Raw genomic sequence first — 18,778 nt, 5'->3', positions numbered from 1 at the left:
AAAAGAGGAATTAAAATGAAAAAAAATCTTTTGAAAATTAATGTAGTCTGCTTTTTATTGATTATGGTTTTTATGTTTGGAAGTATTACGGATGTAAATGCAGAGACAAAGTATGAAAACTGGGTTCAGGTTGCAGATGCAATGAGTGAACATCTTAATAATGCAGTTGATATTTATGAAAAAGGCGGAGATACGGCAGCAAAGGATGCGATAGATTCTATTAATATTGCATATTTTAAATTTTATGAAAAAATAGGTTTTGAAAAAACTGTAATGTCGAGGATTTCCGGTAAAAGAGGTTCTGATGTGGAGCATCAATTTTATTTGGCAAAAAAGTCTATTAAAGGAGGTTCTTCATTAGACGAAGTAAAAGAAGAAATTGATACTTTAATTACAATGCTTCATGAGGATGCTCATGAACTTGACGGAACTACCGGTTCCGAAAGTGATACCGGCTCTGAAACCATTGCAGGGTTCAATACATTTATTTCGGTTTTAGGTCTTACTCTCAGAGAAGGACTTGAGGCTATCTTAGTTGTTGCGGCAATAGCTGCATATTTAGTAAAGACTAATAATAAAAATTATTTGAAAAGTGTTTACATGGGAGCAGTTTTAGGAATTATATTTAGTGTAATTTTAGCTGTTATGTTTAATGTAATCGCAGATAAACTTGGGGAAAGTACTTCGGGTGTCGGACAAGAAGTATTTGAAGGTATTGCTATGTTTGTAGCAGTTATCGTGTTGTTCTATGTTAGTAATTGGATGCTTTCAAAATCAGAAGTTGAAGTTTGGAATCAATATATAAAAACTAAGGTAGAACAGTCGATTACTAAGGGAAATATGATTACTTTAGCTTTCACTGCATTTTTAGCAGTAGCAAGAGAAGGGGCGGAGTTAATTTTATTCTTCCAAGGTATGCGTTCCAATATTTCCAATAACCCGTCATATATGTGGGGCGGACTTGCAGTGGCAATAGCAGTTTTAGCTGTAGTATATTATGCGATTGCAAAGCTTAGCGTAAGGCTTCCGTTAAAACCTTTCTTCACAGCTACAAGTTGGCTTATGTTCATACTGTGTATTTCGTTTATTGGGAAGGGAGTTTTTGAACTTCAAGAGGCTGGAGTTATAGGAAGAACTATAATAACTGCAATGAACGGATTTACAATTGAACTTCTTGGCGTTTATGATCGTGTAGAAACTTTGGTTCCACAAATAATTTTATTAGTAGTAACTATAATTTCTGTTATATATCAAAATAAAAATAACAGGAAGAAGAGGGCTGAGCTTGAAGCTGCTCAGAATAAACAATCTTAAAGGAGGATTATTTATGTTAAAAAGAAAGAACTCAATAATGGCTTTAGCTGTAGCTTTAATACTTGTATTCGGAGCGACAGCTTGTGGTAAGAAGGACAATAGTTCGACTACAAATGAACCAAAAAACAAGATGGAAGAAAATGTAGAAAAAAATACAAACAAGGCTGAAGAGTCGGCAGCACCTGGAGAAGATGCAGGATTTGATGAATTTCCAATTGGTGATGAACAAGAACATGGTCCACTTGTTGTAGCAGGTGTTTATTTTCAACCTGTAGATATGGAACCGGCAGGAAACAGTTTATCAAAAGAAGAATCTGACTGCCATATTGAAGCAGATATAAGTGCTTCTGCAGAAGGAGCAACTCTTGGATATGGAGCAGGAGATTTCGTTCCTTGGCTAAAAGTTAAAGCATTGATTCAAAAAGAAGGATCTGATAAGGTTCAAGAGGTTGCATTTATGCCTATGAACGCATCAGATGGTCCTCACTATGGAGCAAACATTAAATTTGAAGAAGGTTTAGGAAAATATAATGTTAAATTTGTAATCTCTGCTCCGGGAAATGATTACTTATTACACGTAGATAAGGAAACAGGTGTTACAGGAAGATTCTGGACAGAACCGATAGTTGTAGAATGGCCTGACTTTGAGTGGGCAGGACCACAATGGTAAAACTTTTGCCTTGGTTTTAAAAGGTTAAATACGAATTTGAAATAGAGGATCGGAAGTTTTTTCGATCCTTTATGACATTGTAGGGGGTGATCCTATTTTAAAGATATTTATTAAAGTTATGGAAGCCGGTATAGCTTTTTCATTAACATTATCAATATTACTTGCATATTATAGAACTGACAGAAGAGAAACTAAAAAATGGGTAGTGGGAATAAGTGTAGTGCTTGGATTTATTGCAGCTATAATATCAGCAGTACTGCGTTCTATTCCAAATTTATTAAATCGAACATCTCTTAGCTTTTGGAGTATGGTTCCGGTTGTTATTTCACTTATTTTTATTTTAATATTTATAATTTTTGAAAAGTCGTTCAGAAAAAAAATAGGCAAGCTCTATGAAAAAATATATACTATTTTATTGATGCTCTATATAATAAGCTCATTTTTCTATTATTTACCGCCTGTATTTGTTCAAATGAATAATTTTGTATATTATGGTGAAAGTGCAGTAAGTACAATGGTGTTATTTCGTGTTATAGGATATGTATTCGGAATCACAATGATGATTTTATCGGCAGTTGCATTATATAGTACAGGAATCAGATTGGAAAGCAAACAACTTGAAAGAATTGTATTGGTAACTTTGATTATAAGAGGAATAAATCAAGTCATAATAATTGTTCAACGATTGTATTCATTGGGATTGATACCGAGAAGAGCTTGGATATTTAAAATGATTGCTGCAATTATAAACCATGAGAGTTATATAACATTTGCTATGATGATGTTTCTTGTTTTAGTTCCATTGACATTATGGAAAGGCAACATAAAGATTAAAGAATCGTATAGAAATAATGCGGAACTTAGAAAAATAAAGTTTAGAATGAGAAATTGTAGACACTGGGCACAATTTTTCCTAATATTAATTGTAATAAATATTTTATCACTTACAGTTATAAAAAATTATGCCGGAAGAGAAGTAGCTCTTTCAAAGCCTGAAGAATATCAAATGGAGGAAGGGCTTATAGTTGTTCCGCTTGAAATTTTAGAGGATAATCATTTGCACAGATATATATATCACTCTGTTGACGGTGTAGATGTCAGGTTTTTCTTAATAAAAAAAGCACAAAATTCCTATGGGGTAGTTTTAGATGCATGTGAAATTTGCGGACCGTCGGGATATTTTGAGAGAAATAATGATGTTGTCTGCAAGCTTTGTGATGTAGTTATGAATAGGGGAACTATCGGATTTAAGGGTGGCTGTAATCCAATACCGTTTCCTTATGTTGTTCATGACAAAAAGATAAAGATACAGACTAAAGATTTAGATGCTATGTCGTATGTATTTAAATAGTGGGGAGGCAAAGCTATGTTTTGGAGAATGATAAGAGGTGCACTCTTTCGTCAAAAGGGAAAAATGCTCATGATTGCATTTACTATTGCACTTGGAGCAAGTCTTTCTACTTCTATGCTAAACACAATGCTTGGTGTTGGTGATAAAGTAAACAGAGAATTAAAGGCCTATGGAGCAAACATAAATGTACTTCCGAAGGAAGCATCCCTATTAGACGATATATATGGTATGGAAGAAAAGAAGAGTACAGTTCAAAAATATTTAAAAGAAGATGAACTTGGAAATATAAAAACTATATTTTGGGCATATAACATCGTAGATTATACACCATATTTCAATGTATGGGTTGATGTAAATAATGAAGTTATTGATACAAAAATGGTTGGTACATGGTTTGACAATCATATGGATCTTCCTACAGGAGAACAGATTGATACCGGAATGATAAGATTAAAAAATTGGTGGGAAGTTCAAGGTGAGTGGTTAAGTGATTCTGACGAGGACAGCGTTATGCTCGGAACAGTATTTGCTACAAGAAATGCATTTAATCTTGGAGATGAACTTGAAATAAAAACTGATAATATGACCAGAAAATTGAAAGTCAAGGGAATTTTTAATTCAGGTAGTGATGAAGATCAATATATATTTGTGCCGCTAAAAGTTGCTCAGGATTTTGCAAATAAGAAAAATGTTGTAAATAGAATTGAGGTAAGCGCTCTTACTACACCGGATAATGACTTAGCGAGAAAAGCGGCAAAAAATCCTCTAAGCCTTACTATTAAAGAGTGGGAGGTTTGGTATTGTACTGCTTATGTAAGTGCGATATGCTACCAAATTCAAGAGGTAATGACAGATTCGGTAGCAAAACCTATTAGACAGGTCGCTGAATCTGAAGGAGATATTTTAAATAAGACTACACTTTTAATGGTTCTTATAACAGTACTTAGTCTTATAGGATCTGCACTTGGTATTTCAAACCTTGTTACAGCGGGAGTTATGGAGAGAAGTGCTGAAATAGGACTTCAAAAAGCAGTTGGTGCAAGTAATGGGAAAATTATAGGAACTATACTGACGGAAATAATACTCACAGGAATTGCGGGAGGAATTGCGGGATATTTTGTTGGATTGGGACTTACTCAGATAATAGGATATAAGGTTTTCGGCTCTGCCATTGCACCTGCGCCTATGGTTATTCCTATAGTAGTAATATTAATTTTATTAATTACGATTTTAGGTAGTATTCCATCTATTAAGTATCTTTTAAAATTAAATCCCACAGAAGTATTGCATGGAAGATAGGAGGGAGAAGCTATGAAAAAAAGGACTATGTATTGGAGAATGGTGCTTGGTTCACTTGCCAGAAGACGTTCGAGAATGTTTACGGCACTTCTTGCTATCGCGATGGGAGCTACAATTTTATCAGGACTTGTTACAATATATTATGATATTCCAAGGCAAATGGGAAAAGAGTTTCGATCCTACGGAGCAAATATGATTGTAATTCCGACTGACTCAGATAAAAAAATTACTAATGAGCAGCTTGAGGAAATTAGAAGGATAATTCCTGCAAATAAATTGGTGGGAATTGCACCATATATATATCAAAATGCAAAGATAAATGAACAGCCATATATGATTGCAGGAACCGATTTAAAACAGGCAAGAGAAAACAGCCCGTATTGGTTAATTCATGGAAAATGGCCTGAAAAATCAAGAGAAGTTTTACTTGGGAATGAAATTTCAAAGGTGATAGGGCTTTCAGCAGGAGATAAGGTTACGATTAATACACCGAAAGATGACGGAGAATTAACTGCAACGGATTTTACTATAACAGGAGTAGTAACAACCGGCGGGAAAGAAGAAGAGTTAATTTTTACATCACTTGAAGACCTAAAAGCTATAATATCGGAAGAAAATTTGGATGTTGTAGAATGTAGTATCGAAGCAGAACAAGGAGAGATACAGAAAATTGTAAATGACATTGCGGCTGCTGATAAAGAACTTACTCCTCAGATGGTAAAAAGAGTTACTGAATCACAAGATATTGTACTAACAAAGTTACAGGCATTGATATGGATAGTAACAGTAATTGTTCTTTTTATAATAATGATTTGTGTATATACTACAATGATGGCGGTAGTAATGGAAAGACGTAAAGAGATAGGTCTAAAAAAAGCGTTAGGTGCTTCAAATAAATCTGTTGTGACAGATTTTTTGGGAGAAGGAGTAATTTTGGGAATAGCCGGAGGTGCACTTGGTGTAAGTCTGGGATATGTATTTGCCCAGCAGGTAAGTATAAGTGTATTTGCTCGTAAAGTAAGTTTTTTATGGACGTTAATACCACTTACAATTATTGTTTCAGTGATAATAACTGTACTTGCGTGTATGCTTCCCGTAAGCAAGGCGGTAGATGTTGAACCGGCATTGGTATTAAGAGGAGAATAGGGGGAATATAATGAATATACTTACACTTAAAGATGTATCTAAAATATATGGAGAATTAAAAGCTCTTGACAAAATTAACCTAAATGTTGAAAAGGGAGAATGGCTTGCCATAATGGGACCGTCGGGAAGCGGAAAGACAACTATGATGAATATTATAGGTTGTATGGATAAGCCGTCAATCGGAGAAGTGGTTTTGGAGGGACAAGATATTTCGAGATTGTCACCTAAAGAGCTCACTGTTATAAGAAGAGACAAAATAGGGCTTATATTTCAGCAGTTCCACTTGGTAAATTATCTTACTGCACTGGAAAATGTAATGATGGCACAATATTATCATTCCATGCCTGATGAAGAAGAAGCTATGATGGCTTTAGAAGCGGTGGGACTTAAAGACAGAGCAAAACACCTTCCAAATCAGTTGTCAGGTGGAGAACAGCAAAGAGTTTGTATAGCAAGAGCATTGATAAATCATCCGGCACTTCTTTTGGCTGATGAACCTACCGGAAATTTGGATGAAAAAAATGAATATCTTGTAATGGATATTTTTGAAAAACTTCACAATGCAGGCAGTACAATTATTGTGGTAACACATGATCCTGAAGTTGGAGATGAAGCGGAGAGAATGGTAGTTTTAGAGCATGGAAAGATTGCACGAGAAGAAAAGAAAAAAAGGCAAAGACCGATTATTACAACTAATGAATTAAAGGAGTTTATCTGATGAAAAAATTAGCATTATTGATGATTTTAATTTTTGTGTTAGCAGGATGCGGAAATAATAAAGAACAAGAAGAAAGCACAATTTCATATAAAGACGGAGAATATACTGCTCAAAGCGATCCTGATGATTGGGGCGGAAAAATTGTATTAAGACTTACAGTAAAAGACGGCAAGATTGAAACTTGTGAGCAGGATAATTTAGATTCCTCCGGACAGGAAAAAAATGAAGAATATGGAAAAATTGACGGAAAAATTTCAAATCCGGGATTATATAAAATTGCTCAAGGAGCAGTAGAGGCAACTAAGGAATATCCGAATATGCTTATAGATAAACAAGATATAAACAAAGTAGAAGTAATAAGCGGTGCAACGGTATCTCATAAATGTTTTACAGATGCAGTAAATCGTGCACTTGAAGATGCTAAGGAATAAAAAATGAAAGAGTTAAATGTAATTGGATTGGCAAAAAAGAATATTGCCAATAAACCGGCAAGGACATATGGGATGATGGTATTGACCGGGATTTTGTGTTTCATTTTGTTTATGAGCAGTTTTTTAATACTCAGTTTAAAAAACGGGATGACATCACTGTCAAATAGAATGGGAGCGGATATTATTGTTGTACCAGAGGGATATGACAGTAAGATCACAGGAGCAATATTAAGAGGGGAGCCTAACAGTTTTTTTCTTGATGAAGCTGTAACAGATAGAGTAAGAAGTATTGAAGGTGTGGAACAGGCATCACCTCAATTATTTCTGGCAACACTGTCTGCGGGGTGTTGTTCGTTTCCGATTCAGATAATAGGAATTGACTTTGAACAGGACTTCATTGTTTCTCCATGGCTTGAAAAACAAGTTAAACTTCCTTTAAAAGAAGGACAAGTAGTTGTTGGGAATAATATAGTAGGAGATTATCAATCAAATGTAAGATTTTTTAATCAACCGTTTGAAATACAGGGTCGTCTTGCAAAAACGGGTATGGGATTCGACAATACTGTTTTTATGACAATGGAGGAAACAAAAAGACTTGCAAAAGAATATGAAAAAATCTTAGGACATCCTATTTCAAAACAAGAAAATTTAATTTCGTCTGTAATGGTAAAAGTTAAAGGAGGAGTAAATCCTAAAGATGTTTTTAAGAAGCTGGCAGATGAATTTAAGGGAGAACAGATATATCCGCTGCTCGCTAAACAGATGATGACACAGGTATCAGATAATATGCAGAGCTTATTGACATATATATATGCTCTTATAGCACTTTTATGGATATTGGCTTTCTTTATTTTGACTTTGGTATATTCCATTTCAATTAAAGAAAGAAAACGTGAATTTGCAATGTTTAGAATTTTGGGGGCAACAAAGAAAAAGCTTAAATCGATATGTCTTGCAGAAATTTTAATGATAAATATGACAGGAGCGGTGTTCGGTTCAGTATTTTCATTTATAATATCATTATTATTCGGTAAGGCACTTAGCTTATCATTTAAAATGCCATTTTTATCGCCGAATATAATAGGTTTATTTTCAGTGCTTTTATTTACAATTTTGGCAGGTTCGCTTCTCGGACCGTTGGCGTCCATAGTAGCACTAAATAAAATGGAAAAACAGGAAATGGGATTACTTCTTAGAGAAAATGATTGAAAATTATAGCATTTAAATAAGGATAACTTTTTATTGAAAACGGTAAAGAGTTATCCTTATTTAAATATAATAAATTTAATATTTCTGACATTTTATGTTTGGAAAATTAAGTATAAAAAATTTTAAAAATCGTAACATATGTTACGGAAATATTGCCGTAAATAATATACTATATCAATAATGAGAGGTGTATTATGAATTTAAATAGAGATGTATATTCATTATGTATGGAAAACAGCGAGTTAAAAGACTTTTTAATAATGAAAGGTTTTGATAATTTAAAAAATCCTGCTGCATTTAAACTTATGGCAAAAATGATTAAGCTGAAAGATGCATTAAAGATAAAAGGAATAAGCGCAGAACTTTTTGTAGAAGAATATGAAAGATATATCGGAAAATTTGAAATGCAAGAGGAAATACTGAACAACAATACTGCAAAATATACAGTAGCAGGAGCGGTTCCATGTCCTATCAGGGTTCCTCTAATTGATTTATTAAATGATTATAATGAAAAAAATGATATTTTTAATATAAAATATGATTTTAGAAGTGCAAATTTAGGACTTGATTTTGTAATTGACAATTTAAAGAGCGGGAAGGATCTTCCTGATTTAATTACATCTGCCGGATATGAATTAATTTTAAATAAAGAGATTTCAAATAGAATAGAAAGTGAATACTATGCTCCGGAAATTGAATTCAACAGTGAAATTTTAGAGCGAATTGAAAATATTAAAGACCCTGAAAACCGATTTAATATAATAGCAATAGTACCGGCGGTATTTATAGTTAATAAGAGAGAGCTTGCGGGTAGACAAATTCCAAAATCATGGAGTGATGTATTGTCGGAGGAATATGCACAGTCGATGACAATACCTGTTGGAGATTTAGATTTATATAACGCACTTGTACTGACTATATATTCAAAATATGGTGAAGATGGACTTATGAAGTTGAAAAATGCAGTTGCATCAAGTATGCATCCTTCACAAATGGTGAACGGAATTAGAAATAAGACTGCTTGTGTTTCAGTAGCGCCATATTTTTTTGCAAGTTTGGTTCAAAGTGATGAGCTTGAGGTTATTTGGCCCGAGGACGGAGCGATAGTAAGCCCGATACTTATTTGCGTAAAAAAAGGAAGTGCAGAGTATATTAAAGCTACATTAAACTATCTTTTATCTGAAGAGGTTGGAAGTGTATTTTCAAATAACGGAAAGTTTCCTGTTACTACAAATAATTTAAAAAATCAGTTCTCCAAGGAACAAAAACTTATATTTGCGGGTTGGGAATTACTAAATAACATAGATGAGCATATTGAGATTATAAATAAATATTTTAAATTGGGTGATTAAATGAAGATGATTACATTTTCCGGACCTCCAAGTTCGGGTAAGACATCTGTGATTATAAAGACAATTTCAAATTTAAAGAGAAAAAATATAAAAACGGGAGTTGTGAAATTTGATTGTCTTTATACGGATGATGATTTGATTTATGAAAAGGCAGGTATACCTGTGAAAAAAGGATTATCTGGCGGACTTTGTCCCGACCACTTTTTTGTTTCAAATATAGAAGAGATAATAAATTGGGCTAAGCTACTTGAACTTGATATGTTGATTACAGAATCTGCGGGGTTATGCAACAGATGTAGCCCATATATAAAAAATATACTCGCAATTTGTGTTATAGATAATCTTTCGGGAATAAATACTCCATTAAAAATAGGACCTATGTTAAGATCTGCAGATATAGTTGTAATAACTAAGGGTGATATTGTATCACAGGCGGAAAGGGAGGTATTTGCCTCTAAGGTTCAGACTGTAAATCCAAGGGCTGTTGTAATTAATGTAAACGGACTTTCAGGACAGGGGGGATATGAATTATCATATCTAATTGAAAGCAGAGCAAATGATATTGAAGATGAGAAAAATATGAAGCTGAGATATCCGATGCCGACGGCATTGTGTTCATATTGTTTGGGAGAAACAAGAGTCGGAGAAGATTATCAGCTTGGAAATGTTAAAAAAATTAAGTAGGTGCTAAATGACTATTAGGGAAATTTTAGATAAATATCCTTTTATGGATAACTTTTTTTTATCAAATGAATTAAATATAGAAAATTCTAAAGAGAAAACTTTTCATGAATATCTTTGTTCGCTCACAGAACAGCAAGTGGAAGAACTTGGTGTACCGATAGAGATAATAGAAGATAATTTTAATGAATTCTTAAATCAGATGCTTAGATTTTTAGGTGAGGACAATCAGCTTAAATCACTTACAATTCTTTCGGGATATGACAAGAATGGGAAAAAAGAAAGTTTTGATAAATTAATTCTAAAGCCATCTGATGTTGTCTCAATTGTAGGGCCTACCGGAAGCGGAAAGAGCAGACTTCTTGCCGATATAGAATGGATTGCAAGAGCAGATACACCCACGGGAAGAAAGATCTTAATAAATGATGAGGAAATTCCAACGGAAAAAAGATTTTCGGGAAATGAAAAATTAGTTGCACAACTTTCGCAGAATATGAATTTTGTTATGGATTTAACTGTTAGAGAATATATTGAACTTCATGCTAAATCACGACTTGTTGATCCTGAAGATAAAATGGATTTAATAATAAAAGATGCAAATAATCTTTCAGGGGAGGGGTTTGATCTTGACACCTATATAACTTCGTTATCCGGTGGGCAGTCAAGAGCACTTATGATAAGTGATACTGCAAACCTGTCATCAAGTCCGATAGTTTTAATTGATGAAATTGAAAATGCAGGTATAGATAGAAAATCGGCAATAGAGTTATTGATGAGAAGAGATAAGATTGTAATAATGGCAACACATGATCCTATGCTTGCACTTATGGCAGATAAGAGGATAGTGATAAAAAATGGAGGAATAGATAAAATAATAGAGTCGACTGAAGATGAAAGACAAATTTTAAGAAAGTTAAGTGAAATTGACAATTTTGTAAATGATTTAAGAAATAAATTAAGACACGGAGAAAAATTATATTGATTAAGAGTATGGCTAATGTCATGCTCTTTTAATTTACATTTATATAAATATTTACTATAATATAATTAATTATACTTAAAATTAAAAGTAGTTATATCAGGAGGAAGAAATGGAAGAAGTAAGAGTTAGATTTGCACCAAGTCCGACCGGTTTTTTACATATAGGAGGACTTAGAACAGCTCTATATAATTATCTATATGCAAGAAAAAATAACGGTAAATTTATACTTAGAATTGAAGACACCGATAGAACAAGATTTGTTGACGGAGCAATAGAAAACCTTGTTAATGCACTTAAATGGGCGGGAATAGATTATGATGAAGGTGTATTTTTTGAAAATGGTGAGGTTGTCGAAAAGGGAGAATATGGTCCATACATTCAATCAAAGAGACTTGATATATATAAAAAATATGTTGATGAACTTATAGAAAAAGATATGGCATATTATTGTTTTTGTACAAAGGAAAGGCTTGACCACGTAAGAGAAGAACAGAGAATTAAGGGACAAGTTCCTAAATATGACGGTTTTTGTCGAGGAGGTTCTTTAGACGAAGCTAAGAAGAGAATTGCAAACGGTGAAGACTATGTAGTAAGATTAAAACTTCCAAGAAATACAAATATTACATTTGAAGATGCTGTAAGAGGTAAAGTTACAATAAATACAGATGAGATTGACGATCAGGTCTTAATGAAATCTGACGGATTTCCTACTTATCATATGGCTGTAGTAGTTGATGACCATTTAATGGGAATTACCCATGTAGTAAGAGGGGAAGAATGGCTTCCTTCAACTCCTAAGCATGTATTTCTATATGAAGCGCTTGGCTGGAAAGCTCCACAGTTTGTTCACTTACCTACAGTTTTAAATAAAGATAGAAAAAAACTTTCTAAAAGACAGGGAGATGTTTCGGTAGAGGACTTTAGACAAAGAGGATATCTTCCTGAAGGACTTGACAATTATCTTGCACTTGTAGGATGGAGTCCTGAAGACGGCGAAGAAATTATGACGCTTGAGCAGATGATAGAAAAGTTTACATTTGATAGAGTTGGAAAGAGCGGAGGAATATTTGATAAAGAAAAATTGAACTGGGTAAATGCACACTATATCAAAGAATATTCCACAGAAGAAATAGCAAAGCTTTCTGCTGCATACATGGTTGAGGCAAATTTGATGACGGAAGAAGAAATAAACAAAAAATGGGATTGGTATGTCCTTTTGATTGAAACGGTAAAAGAAAGCCTCAGTGTTCTCTGTGAAGTTCCTGAAAAAGTTAAGTTCTTATTCGGAGATTTAGACATAACAGAAGATGATGCAAAAGAAGAACTTTCGGGAGAACAGGTTCCACAATTAATTGAAGCATTTAAAGAACAGCTTGATACAGTTGAAGAAGTAGATCTTGAATTTGCAAATACAGTTATGAAGAAAATTCAAAAAGCTACCGGAATAAAAGGTAAGCAATTATTTATGCCTGTCAGAGCGGCAATATCAGGAAATGTTCATGGACCTGAATTGAAAAACATAATTTACTTACTTGGTAAGAACGAATTATTAAGTAGACTTGAAAAAGCAAAGAATTATACAAAAAATATAACAGAGTAATTATAATACCCCTTTTGTTAGATAAAAACCTAATGAAAGGGGTTTTTATGACCATCTCATAAGAATATTTTCTTCAATATTATTAAAATTAGATTTATTAAGTAAACAGTCAGAAGCTTATCGGGACTTGGAAAAAAATTTAACTTAAGAGTATATTTATTGACAAGCATATCAATTGTGATATACTTTAAGTGGGAGCAAAAACTAATATATGGGACAAAAATGGTGATAGTATGGATTTGAAATTATTGACACAATTTTTACCTGAAGTTCATGATTTATTTATAACGAGATATGAAATTTTGAGCTATATAAGTAGAAATGGCAAAGTGGGCAGAAGAACTATTGCACAAAATATGAATTTGTCAGAGAGAGTAGTCAGAGATGAAATTGACAAGTTGAAAAGTCAAGGGCTTATTTTTGTAAATTCATCGGGGATTGAAATAGAGCCTAATGGAACAAAACTGCTTTCAAAATTTGAAATGGATTATAGAGAACTTAATAACTTAAGATCACTTGCGACTCAGGTTGAAAGTATGCTTAATGTAAAAAGTGTCATAGTTGTGGAAAGCGGTTTTGAGCATACAGAAACTGTGAAGAATCTTGGCATCCAAGCTGCAATCATATTTGAGAATATGATGACTGAAGGAGATTTAGTAGGAGTTACCGGAGGGGAGACAATTTCAAATGTTGCGGATGAAATAACATCAAGAGAACAACCATATAATGTTACAATACTTCCGGCAAGAGGTTCTGTGGGAAATCAAGCAAGGTTTCAGGCAAATACAATTGCATCAAGAATTGCAAATAAACTGAACGCAAAATTACAATTATTGCCGATACCGGAAACCGTATCAAAAGAGGCTATGAAAATTTTTTTAAGCGATGATGAAATGCGGGAAGCATATGAACTTTTGAAAAATTTGAATATGCTTGTATTCGGTATAGGCAGAGCAGATGTTATGTTAAAGAGAAGAGGAATGAGCGAGGAGAAAAAAACGGAGGTTTTAAATCTTGGAGCTGTATCTGAAGCGTTTGGAAATTATTTTAACATAGAAGGACAGAGGGTTTATTCACAAGAAAGTGTCGGCATAAGTCTTGAAAAATTTTTGAGCATACCTAAAATTTTAGGCGTTGCAGGTGGAGAAGAAAAGGCAAGGGCAATAATAAGTATTTCGATGCTTAGACCGGATATGGTCTTAGTTATAGATGAAAGTTTAGCACACAGTATTATAAAAATATTAGGAGGTAATTATGTCAGTTAAAGTTGCTATTATGGGTTTTGGAAGAATTGGTAGAGACGTATTGAGAGGATGGTCTTTGAGAGAAAATACAGGATATGAGATTTGTTATATTGCAGATTTAAAAGCTACTGAGAGAATTAAAGAGCATGCTCATCTTTTTGAATATGATTCAATTTACAGAAGATATCCGGGCGAAGTAAAGGTAGTTGAAGACGGATTTACAATTAACGGAAAGAAGATTACAGTTCTTGACGGGAAAGCTCCTGCGGAAATGAACTGGGGAGAACTTGGGGTAGATATTGTAATAGAATCAACAGGGGCCTTCACTCAAAGAGAAAAAGCTGAAGGTCATATAGCGGCAGGAGCTAAAAAAGTAATAATAACTGCACCGGCTAAGGGAGAAGATATTACAATTGTAATGGGAGTAAATGACAATAAGTATGATAGTGCGGTTCATAACATAATTTCAAATGCATCATGTACAACTAACTGTTTGGCACCGGTAACAAAAGTAATTCTTGAAAATTTTGGTATTGAAAGAGGTCTTATGACTACAATTCATGCTTATACTAATGACCAAAAAATTCATGATGCAATTCATAAAGATATGAGACGTGCAAGAATGGGAGCGGAAAATATGGTTCCTACTACAACAGGAGCGGCACAAGCAGTTGCTAAAGTAATTCCTGAAGTAGAAGGTATATTGACAGGGATGGCAGTTAGAGTTCCGGTACCTACAGGTTCAATAGTAGATGTTACTTTTGAAATTTCAAAGGCAGCTACTGCAGAAGAAATAAATGCAGCTATAAAAAAAGCGACAGAAAATGAATTAAAGGGTGTATTGGAATATTCTGAAGAAGATTTAGTTTCAAGTGACATAGTTCAAAATCCGCACTCTTCGATTTTTGACGCTAAGCTTACACTTGTGAAAGACAGACTTGTAAAATGTATATCATGGTATGATAATGAATGGGGTTACTCTCAAAGAGTTGTTGATTTAACAGCAAAAGTTGCAGGACTGTTATAATAATATAAAGCAGAGCGAGAGCCTTTGGGTTTTCGCTTCTTCTTATAGGAGGTAAGTATGAAAAAAACTTTAAAAAGTTTTGATTTTAGAGATAAAAAAGTACTTGTAAGAGCGGATTTTAATGTACCGCTAAAGAATAATATAATTACTAATGATGATAGAATTGTAAAGAGCATTCCGACAATAGAATATATTATTGGAAATGGAGGAAGTGTAATATTATTAAGTCACCTTGGAAGGCCTAAGGGTAAGTATGCTGAGGAATTTTCACTACTTCCGGTGGCAAACAGATTAGAGGAGATTTTAGGTAGAAAAGTTAAATTCATTGCATCAGAAGAAGTTGTTTCTGATAGTGTTATTTCAGAGATTAAGGAATTAAAAGCAGGAGAAGTTGCACTTCTTGAAAATACAAGATTTGTGGCGGGAGAAGAAAAAAATGATGATGAATTTGCAAGAAAACTTGCATCACTTGCAGATATTTATGTAAATGATGCATTTGGGACAAGCCATAGGGCTCATGCTTCAAATGTAGGCGTCTCAAAATATCTACCATCAGCATTAGGTTTACTGGTGGAAAAAGAAGTTAAGTATATAAGCGGAACTTTAAAGAATCCTCAAAGACCTTTTATAGCAATAATCGGTGGTGCGAAAGTATCTGATAAAATAGGCGTTATAGAAAATCTACTTGATAAGGTTGACAAAATAGTAATTGTGGGAGCTATGGCATATACTTTTTTAAAAGCACAAGGATATGAAACGGGAAAGTCACTAGTTGAAAACGATAAACTTGAACTTGCATCAGCTTTAATAAAAAAAGCTAAAATTAAAAAAGTTAAATTAATTTTACCGATTGATTCAATAGTTGTACCTGAAATAAAAGAAGGTGTTGTAAGCAAGGCAGCAGATTATAATTTGATGCCGAAAGATTTGATGGGCGTAGATATAGGTCCTAAGTCGATAAAACTGATTGTGGAAGAATTAAAAGATGCCAAGACAGTAGTTTGGAATGGTCCTGCAGGGGTATTTGAGATAGATGATTTTGCAAAAGGAACATTTGCCATAGCAAAGGCATTAGCAGAACTTGACGGAGCAATTACAATAATTGGAGGAGGAGATTCTGCCTCTGCAATAGAAAAATCCGGAGTTGAAGATAGAATTTCGCATATTTCAACAGGTGGAGGAGCAAGTCTTGAAATGCTGGAGGGTAAAAATTTGCCGGGTATTGATGCAATAGAGGAGGAGTAATTTTGAGAAAGACATTTATAGCAGGAAACTGGAAGATGAATTTAAATAGAACTGATACTGTTAAAATGCTTGAAGAACTTGTAAAGATAAAATTAGATGATGATATCGATGCGCTTATTTGTCCGCCGTTTACTTCAATTTGTGCGGCAAGCGATGTTCTGAAAAATTCAAAGATAAAACTTGGAGCACAAACAGTAAGTGAATATGATGACGGAGCATACACAGGAGAAGTTTCTACAAATATGCTTAAAGATCTCGATGTAAGCCATGTCATTTTAGGGCATTCCGAAAGAAGAAGTTATTTCGGAGAAACAAATAAAATAGTAAATGCGAAAATCAAAAGAGCACTATCTGAAGGACTTGATGTTATTCTTTGTGTAGGAGAAAATCAAGCTCAAAGAGAAGAAAACATACATGAAGAAGTAGTAAGAGAGCAGGTTGAAAAATCTCTTGAAGGAATTAGTGAACATATTGAAAAAATAACAATAGCTTATGAGCCGGTATGGGCAATTGGGACGGGAAATACATGTAAATCCGAAGATGCTCAGTCAATGTGTAAATTTATAAGAGATACTTTTAAAAATATGTTTTCTGAAAAATTGTCAGAAGAAGTGAGAATTTTATATGGCGGTTCCGTTAAACCGGCTAATATAAAAGAACTTATGCTAAATGAAGATATAGATGGTGCTTTAGTAGGTGGAGCAAGTTTGAAGAGTGAAGATTTTTCAAAACTTGTTAATTATAATGCTTAAATAATGGAGAGGTATAAGAATGAGCTATATAAGTGATGTATATGCAAGAGAAGTTTTGGATTCAAGAGGAAATCCTACAGTTGAAGTAGAAGTTTATACTGAAGAAGGCGGTTTTGGAAGGGCTATAGTTCCAAGCGGAGCATCTACAGGAGTGCATGAGGCTGTTGAACTTAGAGATGGAGGCGACAGATATTTAGGCAAAGGAGTTTTAAAGGCCGTTACTCATGTGAATGAAATAATAGCGGAGGAGATTCGTGATTTTGATTGTTTTGATCAAGTTGGAATAGATGAATTTTTAATTGAACTTGACGGTTCCGAAAACAAGGGGAAAATAGGAGCGAATGCAATACTTGGAGTATCTCTTGCAGTTGCAAGAGCTGCTGCTGATGAGCTTGGACTTCCGCTATATGAATATATTGGAGGAGTTAACGCAAAGACACTTCCTGTACCTATGATGAATATTTTAAACGGCGGAGAACATGCCGATAATAATGTTGATATTCAGGAATTTATGATAATGCCGGTCGGAGCAAAGAATTTTGCTGAAGCGCTTAGGATGGGAGCTACAATATATCATAATCTTAAATCTGTATTAAGAGATAAAAATCTTTCAACAGGTGTTGGAGATGAAGGAGGATTTGCTCCTAACTTATCAAGTAACAGAGAAGCTCTTGATGTGATAGTGGATGCAATAAAAAAAGCCGGATATGTTCCCGGAGACGATGTAGTTCTTGCACTTGATGTTGCCGCTTCTGAAATGTACGAAGACGGAACATATAATATGAAGGGCGAAGGCAAAAAATTTAATTCAGCTGAGCTTGTCAATTATTATAAGGAACTTATAGAAAACTATCCTATAATTTCAATTGAAGACGGTCTTGCAGAAGACGATTGGGCAGGTTGGAAATATATGACAGATGAAATCGGTTCAAGAGTACAACTTGTCGGAGACGATCTATTTGTAACAAATACCAAGAGACTTGAAAGAGGTATAAAAGAAGGTGTTTCAAATTCAATTTTAATTAAGTTGAACCAAATAGGAACCCTTACAGAAACACTTGATGCGATAGAACTGGCAAAAGAAAATAATATGACTGCGATTATTTCACATCGCTCAGGAGAAACTGAAGATTCAACTATTGCAGATTTAGCGGTTGCTACAAATGCAGGTCTTATAAAAACGGGAGCCCCTGCCAGAAGTGAGAGAGTTGCAAAATATAATGAACTTTTAAGAATAGAAGATCAACTTGGAGATTGTGCAAAGTATAGAGGACATAAGAGTTTTTATAATTTAAAGAAATGAGTGTATATTTAATAAGACACGGTATAGCACAAAATTTTGCAGATACCGATTTTGAAAGAGAACTGACAACAGAAGGCAGAATAAAACTCAGGGATACATTTGAAGTTTTTGCGGATGAAATTGGTAAAACTAAAATTAAAGTATATTCTTCTCCTTTGATACGTGCAGTACAAACAGCTGAAATACTTTGTGATTTTTTGAATTGTGAGTTTGAAATATCGGACTGGCTTGGATATGAGAGCTATGTAGACAGAGTTAGAAAGTTGAAAGAAGACAAAGATATAAATTATATTTTAGTCGGACATGAACCTAATATTTCGGATTGTATATACAGAATCACCGGAAAAGTTGAAATTATTTCAAGGGGTTCAATTCACATAATAAAAAATGCAGAAATTAAGTAGACTTTTAGTATAGTTTTATGCTATAATGAGAAAAATTGAATTCCGGTATA

The 18,778-nt window shown here is 33.9% G+C and carries 18 protein-coding genes; all 18 read left to right on the top strand.

Annotated elements, in window-relative coordinates; translation table 11 throughout:
* Positions 1–15 precede the first annotated feature (15 nt).
* Positions 16–1,314: an FTR1 family iron permease gene (locus tag M915_RS03850; RefSeq protein ID WP_036729500.1), complete on the top strand. Its 1,299-nt coding sequence runs from the start codon at positions 16–18 to the stop codon at positions 1,312–1,314.
* Positions 1,315–1,327: 13 nt separating this feature from the next.
* A complete protein-coding gene (locus M915_RS03845; RefSeq protein WP_036729837.1) occupies positions 1,328–1,984 on the top strand; it encodes an iron transporter in 657 nt (218 codons plus the stop codon).
* A gap of 118 nt (positions 1,985–2,102) precedes the next feature.
* On the top strand, positions 2,103–3,335 hold the full coding sequence (locus M915_RS03840; protein ID WP_051259783.1) for a Fe-S-containing protein: 1,233 nt from the start codon (positions 2,103–2,105) through the stop codon (positions 3,333–3,335).
* Positions 3,336–3,350: 15 nt separating this feature from the next.
* Positions 3,351–4,634, top strand: a complete 1,284-nt coding sequence (locus tag M915_RS03835) for an ABC transporter permease (protein WP_036729495.1) — start codon at positions 3,351–3,353, stop codon at positions 4,632–4,634.
* 12 nt (positions 4,635–4,646) lie between these two features.
* Positions 4,647–5,780: an ABC transporter permease gene (locus tag M915_RS03830; protein WP_009221899.1), complete on the top strand. Its 1,134-nt coding sequence runs from the start codon at positions 4,647–4,649 to the stop codon at positions 5,778–5,780.
* Positions 5,781–5,790: 10 nt separating this feature from the next.
* A complete protein-coding gene (locus tag M915_RS03825; protein WP_036729491.1) occupies positions 5,791–6,498 on the top strand; it encodes an ABC transporter ATP-binding protein in 708 nt (235 codons plus the stop codon).
* Positions 6,498–6,929, top strand: a complete 432-nt coding sequence (locus M915_RS07555) for an FMN-binding protein (protein WP_009221901.1) — start codon at positions 6,498–6,500, stop codon at positions 6,927–6,929. The genes M915_RS03825 and M915_RS07555 overlap by 1 nt, the downstream gene beginning before the upstream one ends.
* Before the next feature lie 3 nt (positions 6,930–6,932).
* Positions 6,933–8,138, top strand: coding sequence for an ABC transporter permease (locus M915_RS03815; RefSeq protein WP_009221902.1), 1,206 nt, complete (start codon positions 6,933–6,935; stop codon positions 8,136–8,138).
* A 194-nt stretch (positions 8,139–8,332) separates the two neighbouring features.
* The gene (locus M915_RS03810; protein WP_036729489.1) at positions 8,333–9,490 is read left to right on the top strand and encodes an ABC transporter substrate-binding protein; all 1,158 of its coding nucleotides are present in this window, start codon (positions 8,333–8,335) and stop codon (positions 9,488–9,490) included.
* Positions 9,491–10,174, top strand: coding sequence for a GTP-binding protein (locus M915_RS03805; RefSeq protein WP_009221904.1), 684 nt, complete (start codon positions 9,491–9,493; stop codon positions 10,172–10,174).
* A gap of 7 nt (positions 10,175–10,181) precedes the next feature.
* Positions 10,182–11,153 carry an ATP-binding cassette domain-containing protein gene (locus M915_RS03800; RefSeq protein WP_009221905.1) on the top strand — a complete coding sequence of 324 codons (972 nt, stop codon included), beginning with the start codon at positions 10,182–10,184 and terminating at the stop codon, positions 11,151–11,153.
* Between the two features lie 109 nt (positions 11,154–11,262).
* Positions 11,263–12,753: a glutamate--tRNA ligase gene (gene gltX / locus M915_RS03795; protein ID WP_036729486.1), complete on the top strand. Its 1,491-nt coding sequence runs from the start codon at positions 11,263–11,265 to the stop codon at positions 12,751–12,753.
* Between the two features lie 233 nt (positions 12,754–12,986).
* Entirely contained in the window at positions 12,987–14,018 is a 1,032-nt protein-coding gene (locus tag M915_RS03790) for a sugar-binding transcriptional regulator (protein ID WP_235043757.1), read from the top strand.
* Complete coding sequence (gene gap / locus M915_RS03785) at positions 14,008–15,024, top strand: type I glyceraldehyde-3-phosphate dehydrogenase (RefSeq protein ID WP_009221908.1); 1,017 nt, start codon at positions 14,008–14,010, stop codon at positions 15,022–15,024. The genes M915_RS03790 and gap overlap by 11 nt, the downstream gene beginning before the upstream one ends.
* A 57-nt stretch (positions 15,025–15,081) precedes the next feature.
* Positions 15,082–16,269, top strand: coding sequence for a phosphoglycerate kinase (locus M915_RS03780; protein WP_036729481.1), 1,188 nt, complete (start codon positions 15,082–15,084; stop codon positions 16,267–16,269).
* 2 nt (positions 16,270–16,271) lie between these two features.
* Positions 16,272–17,021 carry a triose-phosphate isomerase gene (gene tpiA / locus M915_RS03775; protein WP_036729478.1) on the top strand — a complete coding sequence of 250 codons (750 nt, stop codon included), beginning with the start codon at positions 16,272–16,274 and terminating at the stop codon, positions 17,019–17,021.
* A 19-nt stretch (positions 17,022–17,040) separates the two neighbouring features.
* A complete protein-coding gene (eno, locus tag M915_RS03770) occupies positions 17,041–18,324 on the top strand; it encodes a phosphopyruvate hydratase (protein WP_036729476.1) in 1,284 nt (427 codons plus the stop codon).
* Positions 18,321–18,728, top strand: a complete 408-nt coding sequence (locus M915_RS03765; RefSeq protein WP_036729474.1) for a SixA phosphatase family protein — start codon at positions 18,321–18,323, stop codon at positions 18,726–18,728. The genes eno and M915_RS03765 overlap by 4 nt, the downstream gene beginning before the upstream one ends.
* The last annotated feature ends 50 nt before the right edge of the window (positions 18,729–18,778 follow it).

Origin of the sequence: Peptoniphilus mikwangii, assembly GCF_000468535.1 — a bacterium.
Taxonomy (GTDB): Bacteria; Bacillota; Clostridia; order Tissierellales; family Peptoniphilaceae; genus Anaerosphaera; species Anaerosphaera mikwangii.
The sequence above is the reverse complement of the archived record's forward strand: the minus strand, read 5'-3'. Positions and strand labels throughout refer to the sequence as shown.

Excerpts from the sequence above, each read along its gene's own strand:
- M915_RS03850 (WP_036729500.1), top strand. The coding sequence starts at position 16 with ATGAAAAAAAATCTTTTGAAAATTAATGTAGTCTGCTTTTTATTGATT.
- M915_RS03845 (WP_036729837.1), top strand. The coding sequence starts at position 1,328 with ATGTTAAAAAGAAAGAACTCAATAATGGCTTTAGCTGTAGCTTTAATA.
- M915_RS03840 (WP_051259783.1), top strand. The coding sequence starts at position 2,103 with ATGGAAGCCGGTATAGCTTTTTCATTAACATTATCAATATTACTTGCA.
- M915_RS03835 (WP_036729495.1), top strand. The coding sequence starts at position 3,351 with ATGTTTTGGAGAATGATAAGAGGTGCACTCTTTCGTCAAAAGGGAAAA.
- M915_RS03830 (WP_009221899.1), top strand. The coding sequence starts at position 4,647 with ATGAAAAAAAGGACTATGTATTGGAGAATGGTGCTTGGTTCACTTGCC.
- M915_RS03825 (WP_036729491.1), top strand. The coding sequence starts at position 5,791 with ATGAATATACTTACACTTAAAGATGTATCTAAAATATATGGAGAATTA.
- M915_RS07555 (WP_009221901.1), top strand. The coding sequence starts at position 6,498 with ATGAAAAAATTAGCATTATTGATGATTTTAATTTTTGTGTTAGCAGGA.
- M915_RS03815 (WP_009221902.1), top strand. The coding sequence starts at position 6,933 with ATGAAAGAGTTAAATGTAATTGGATTGGCAAAAAAGAATATTGCCAAT.
- M915_RS03810 (WP_036729489.1), top strand. The coding sequence starts at position 8,333 with ATGAATTTAAATAGAGATGTATATTCATTATGTATGGAAAACAGCGAG.
- M915_RS03805 (WP_009221904.1), top strand. The coding sequence starts at position 9,491 with ATGAAGATGATTACATTTTCCGGACCTCCAAGTTCGGGTAAGACATCT.
- M915_RS03800 (WP_009221905.1), top strand. The coding sequence starts at position 10,182 with ATGACTATTAGGGAAATTTTAGATAAATATCCTTTTATGGATAACTTT.
- gltX (WP_036729486.1), top strand. The coding sequence starts at position 11,263 with ATGGAAGAAGTAAGAGTTAGATTTGCACCAAGTCCGACCGGTTTTTTA.
- M915_RS03790 (WP_235043757.1), top strand. The coding sequence starts at position 12,987 with ATGGATTTGAAATTATTGACACAATTTTTACCTGAAGTTCATGATTTA.
- gap (WP_009221908.1), top strand. The coding sequence starts at position 14,008 with ATGTCAGTTAAAGTTGCTATTATGGGTTTTGGAAGAATTGGTAGAGAC.
- M915_RS03780 (WP_036729481.1), top strand. The coding sequence starts at position 15,082 with ATGAAAAAAACTTTAAAAAGTTTTGATTTTAGAGATAAAAAAGTACTT.
- eno (WP_036729476.1), top strand. The coding sequence starts at position 17,041 with ATGAGCTATATAAGTGATGTATATGCAAGAGAAGTTTTGGATTCAAGA.
- M915_RS03765 (WP_036729474.1), top strand. The coding sequence starts at position 18,321 with ATGAGTGTATATTTAATAAGACACGGTATAGCACAAAATTTTGCAGAT.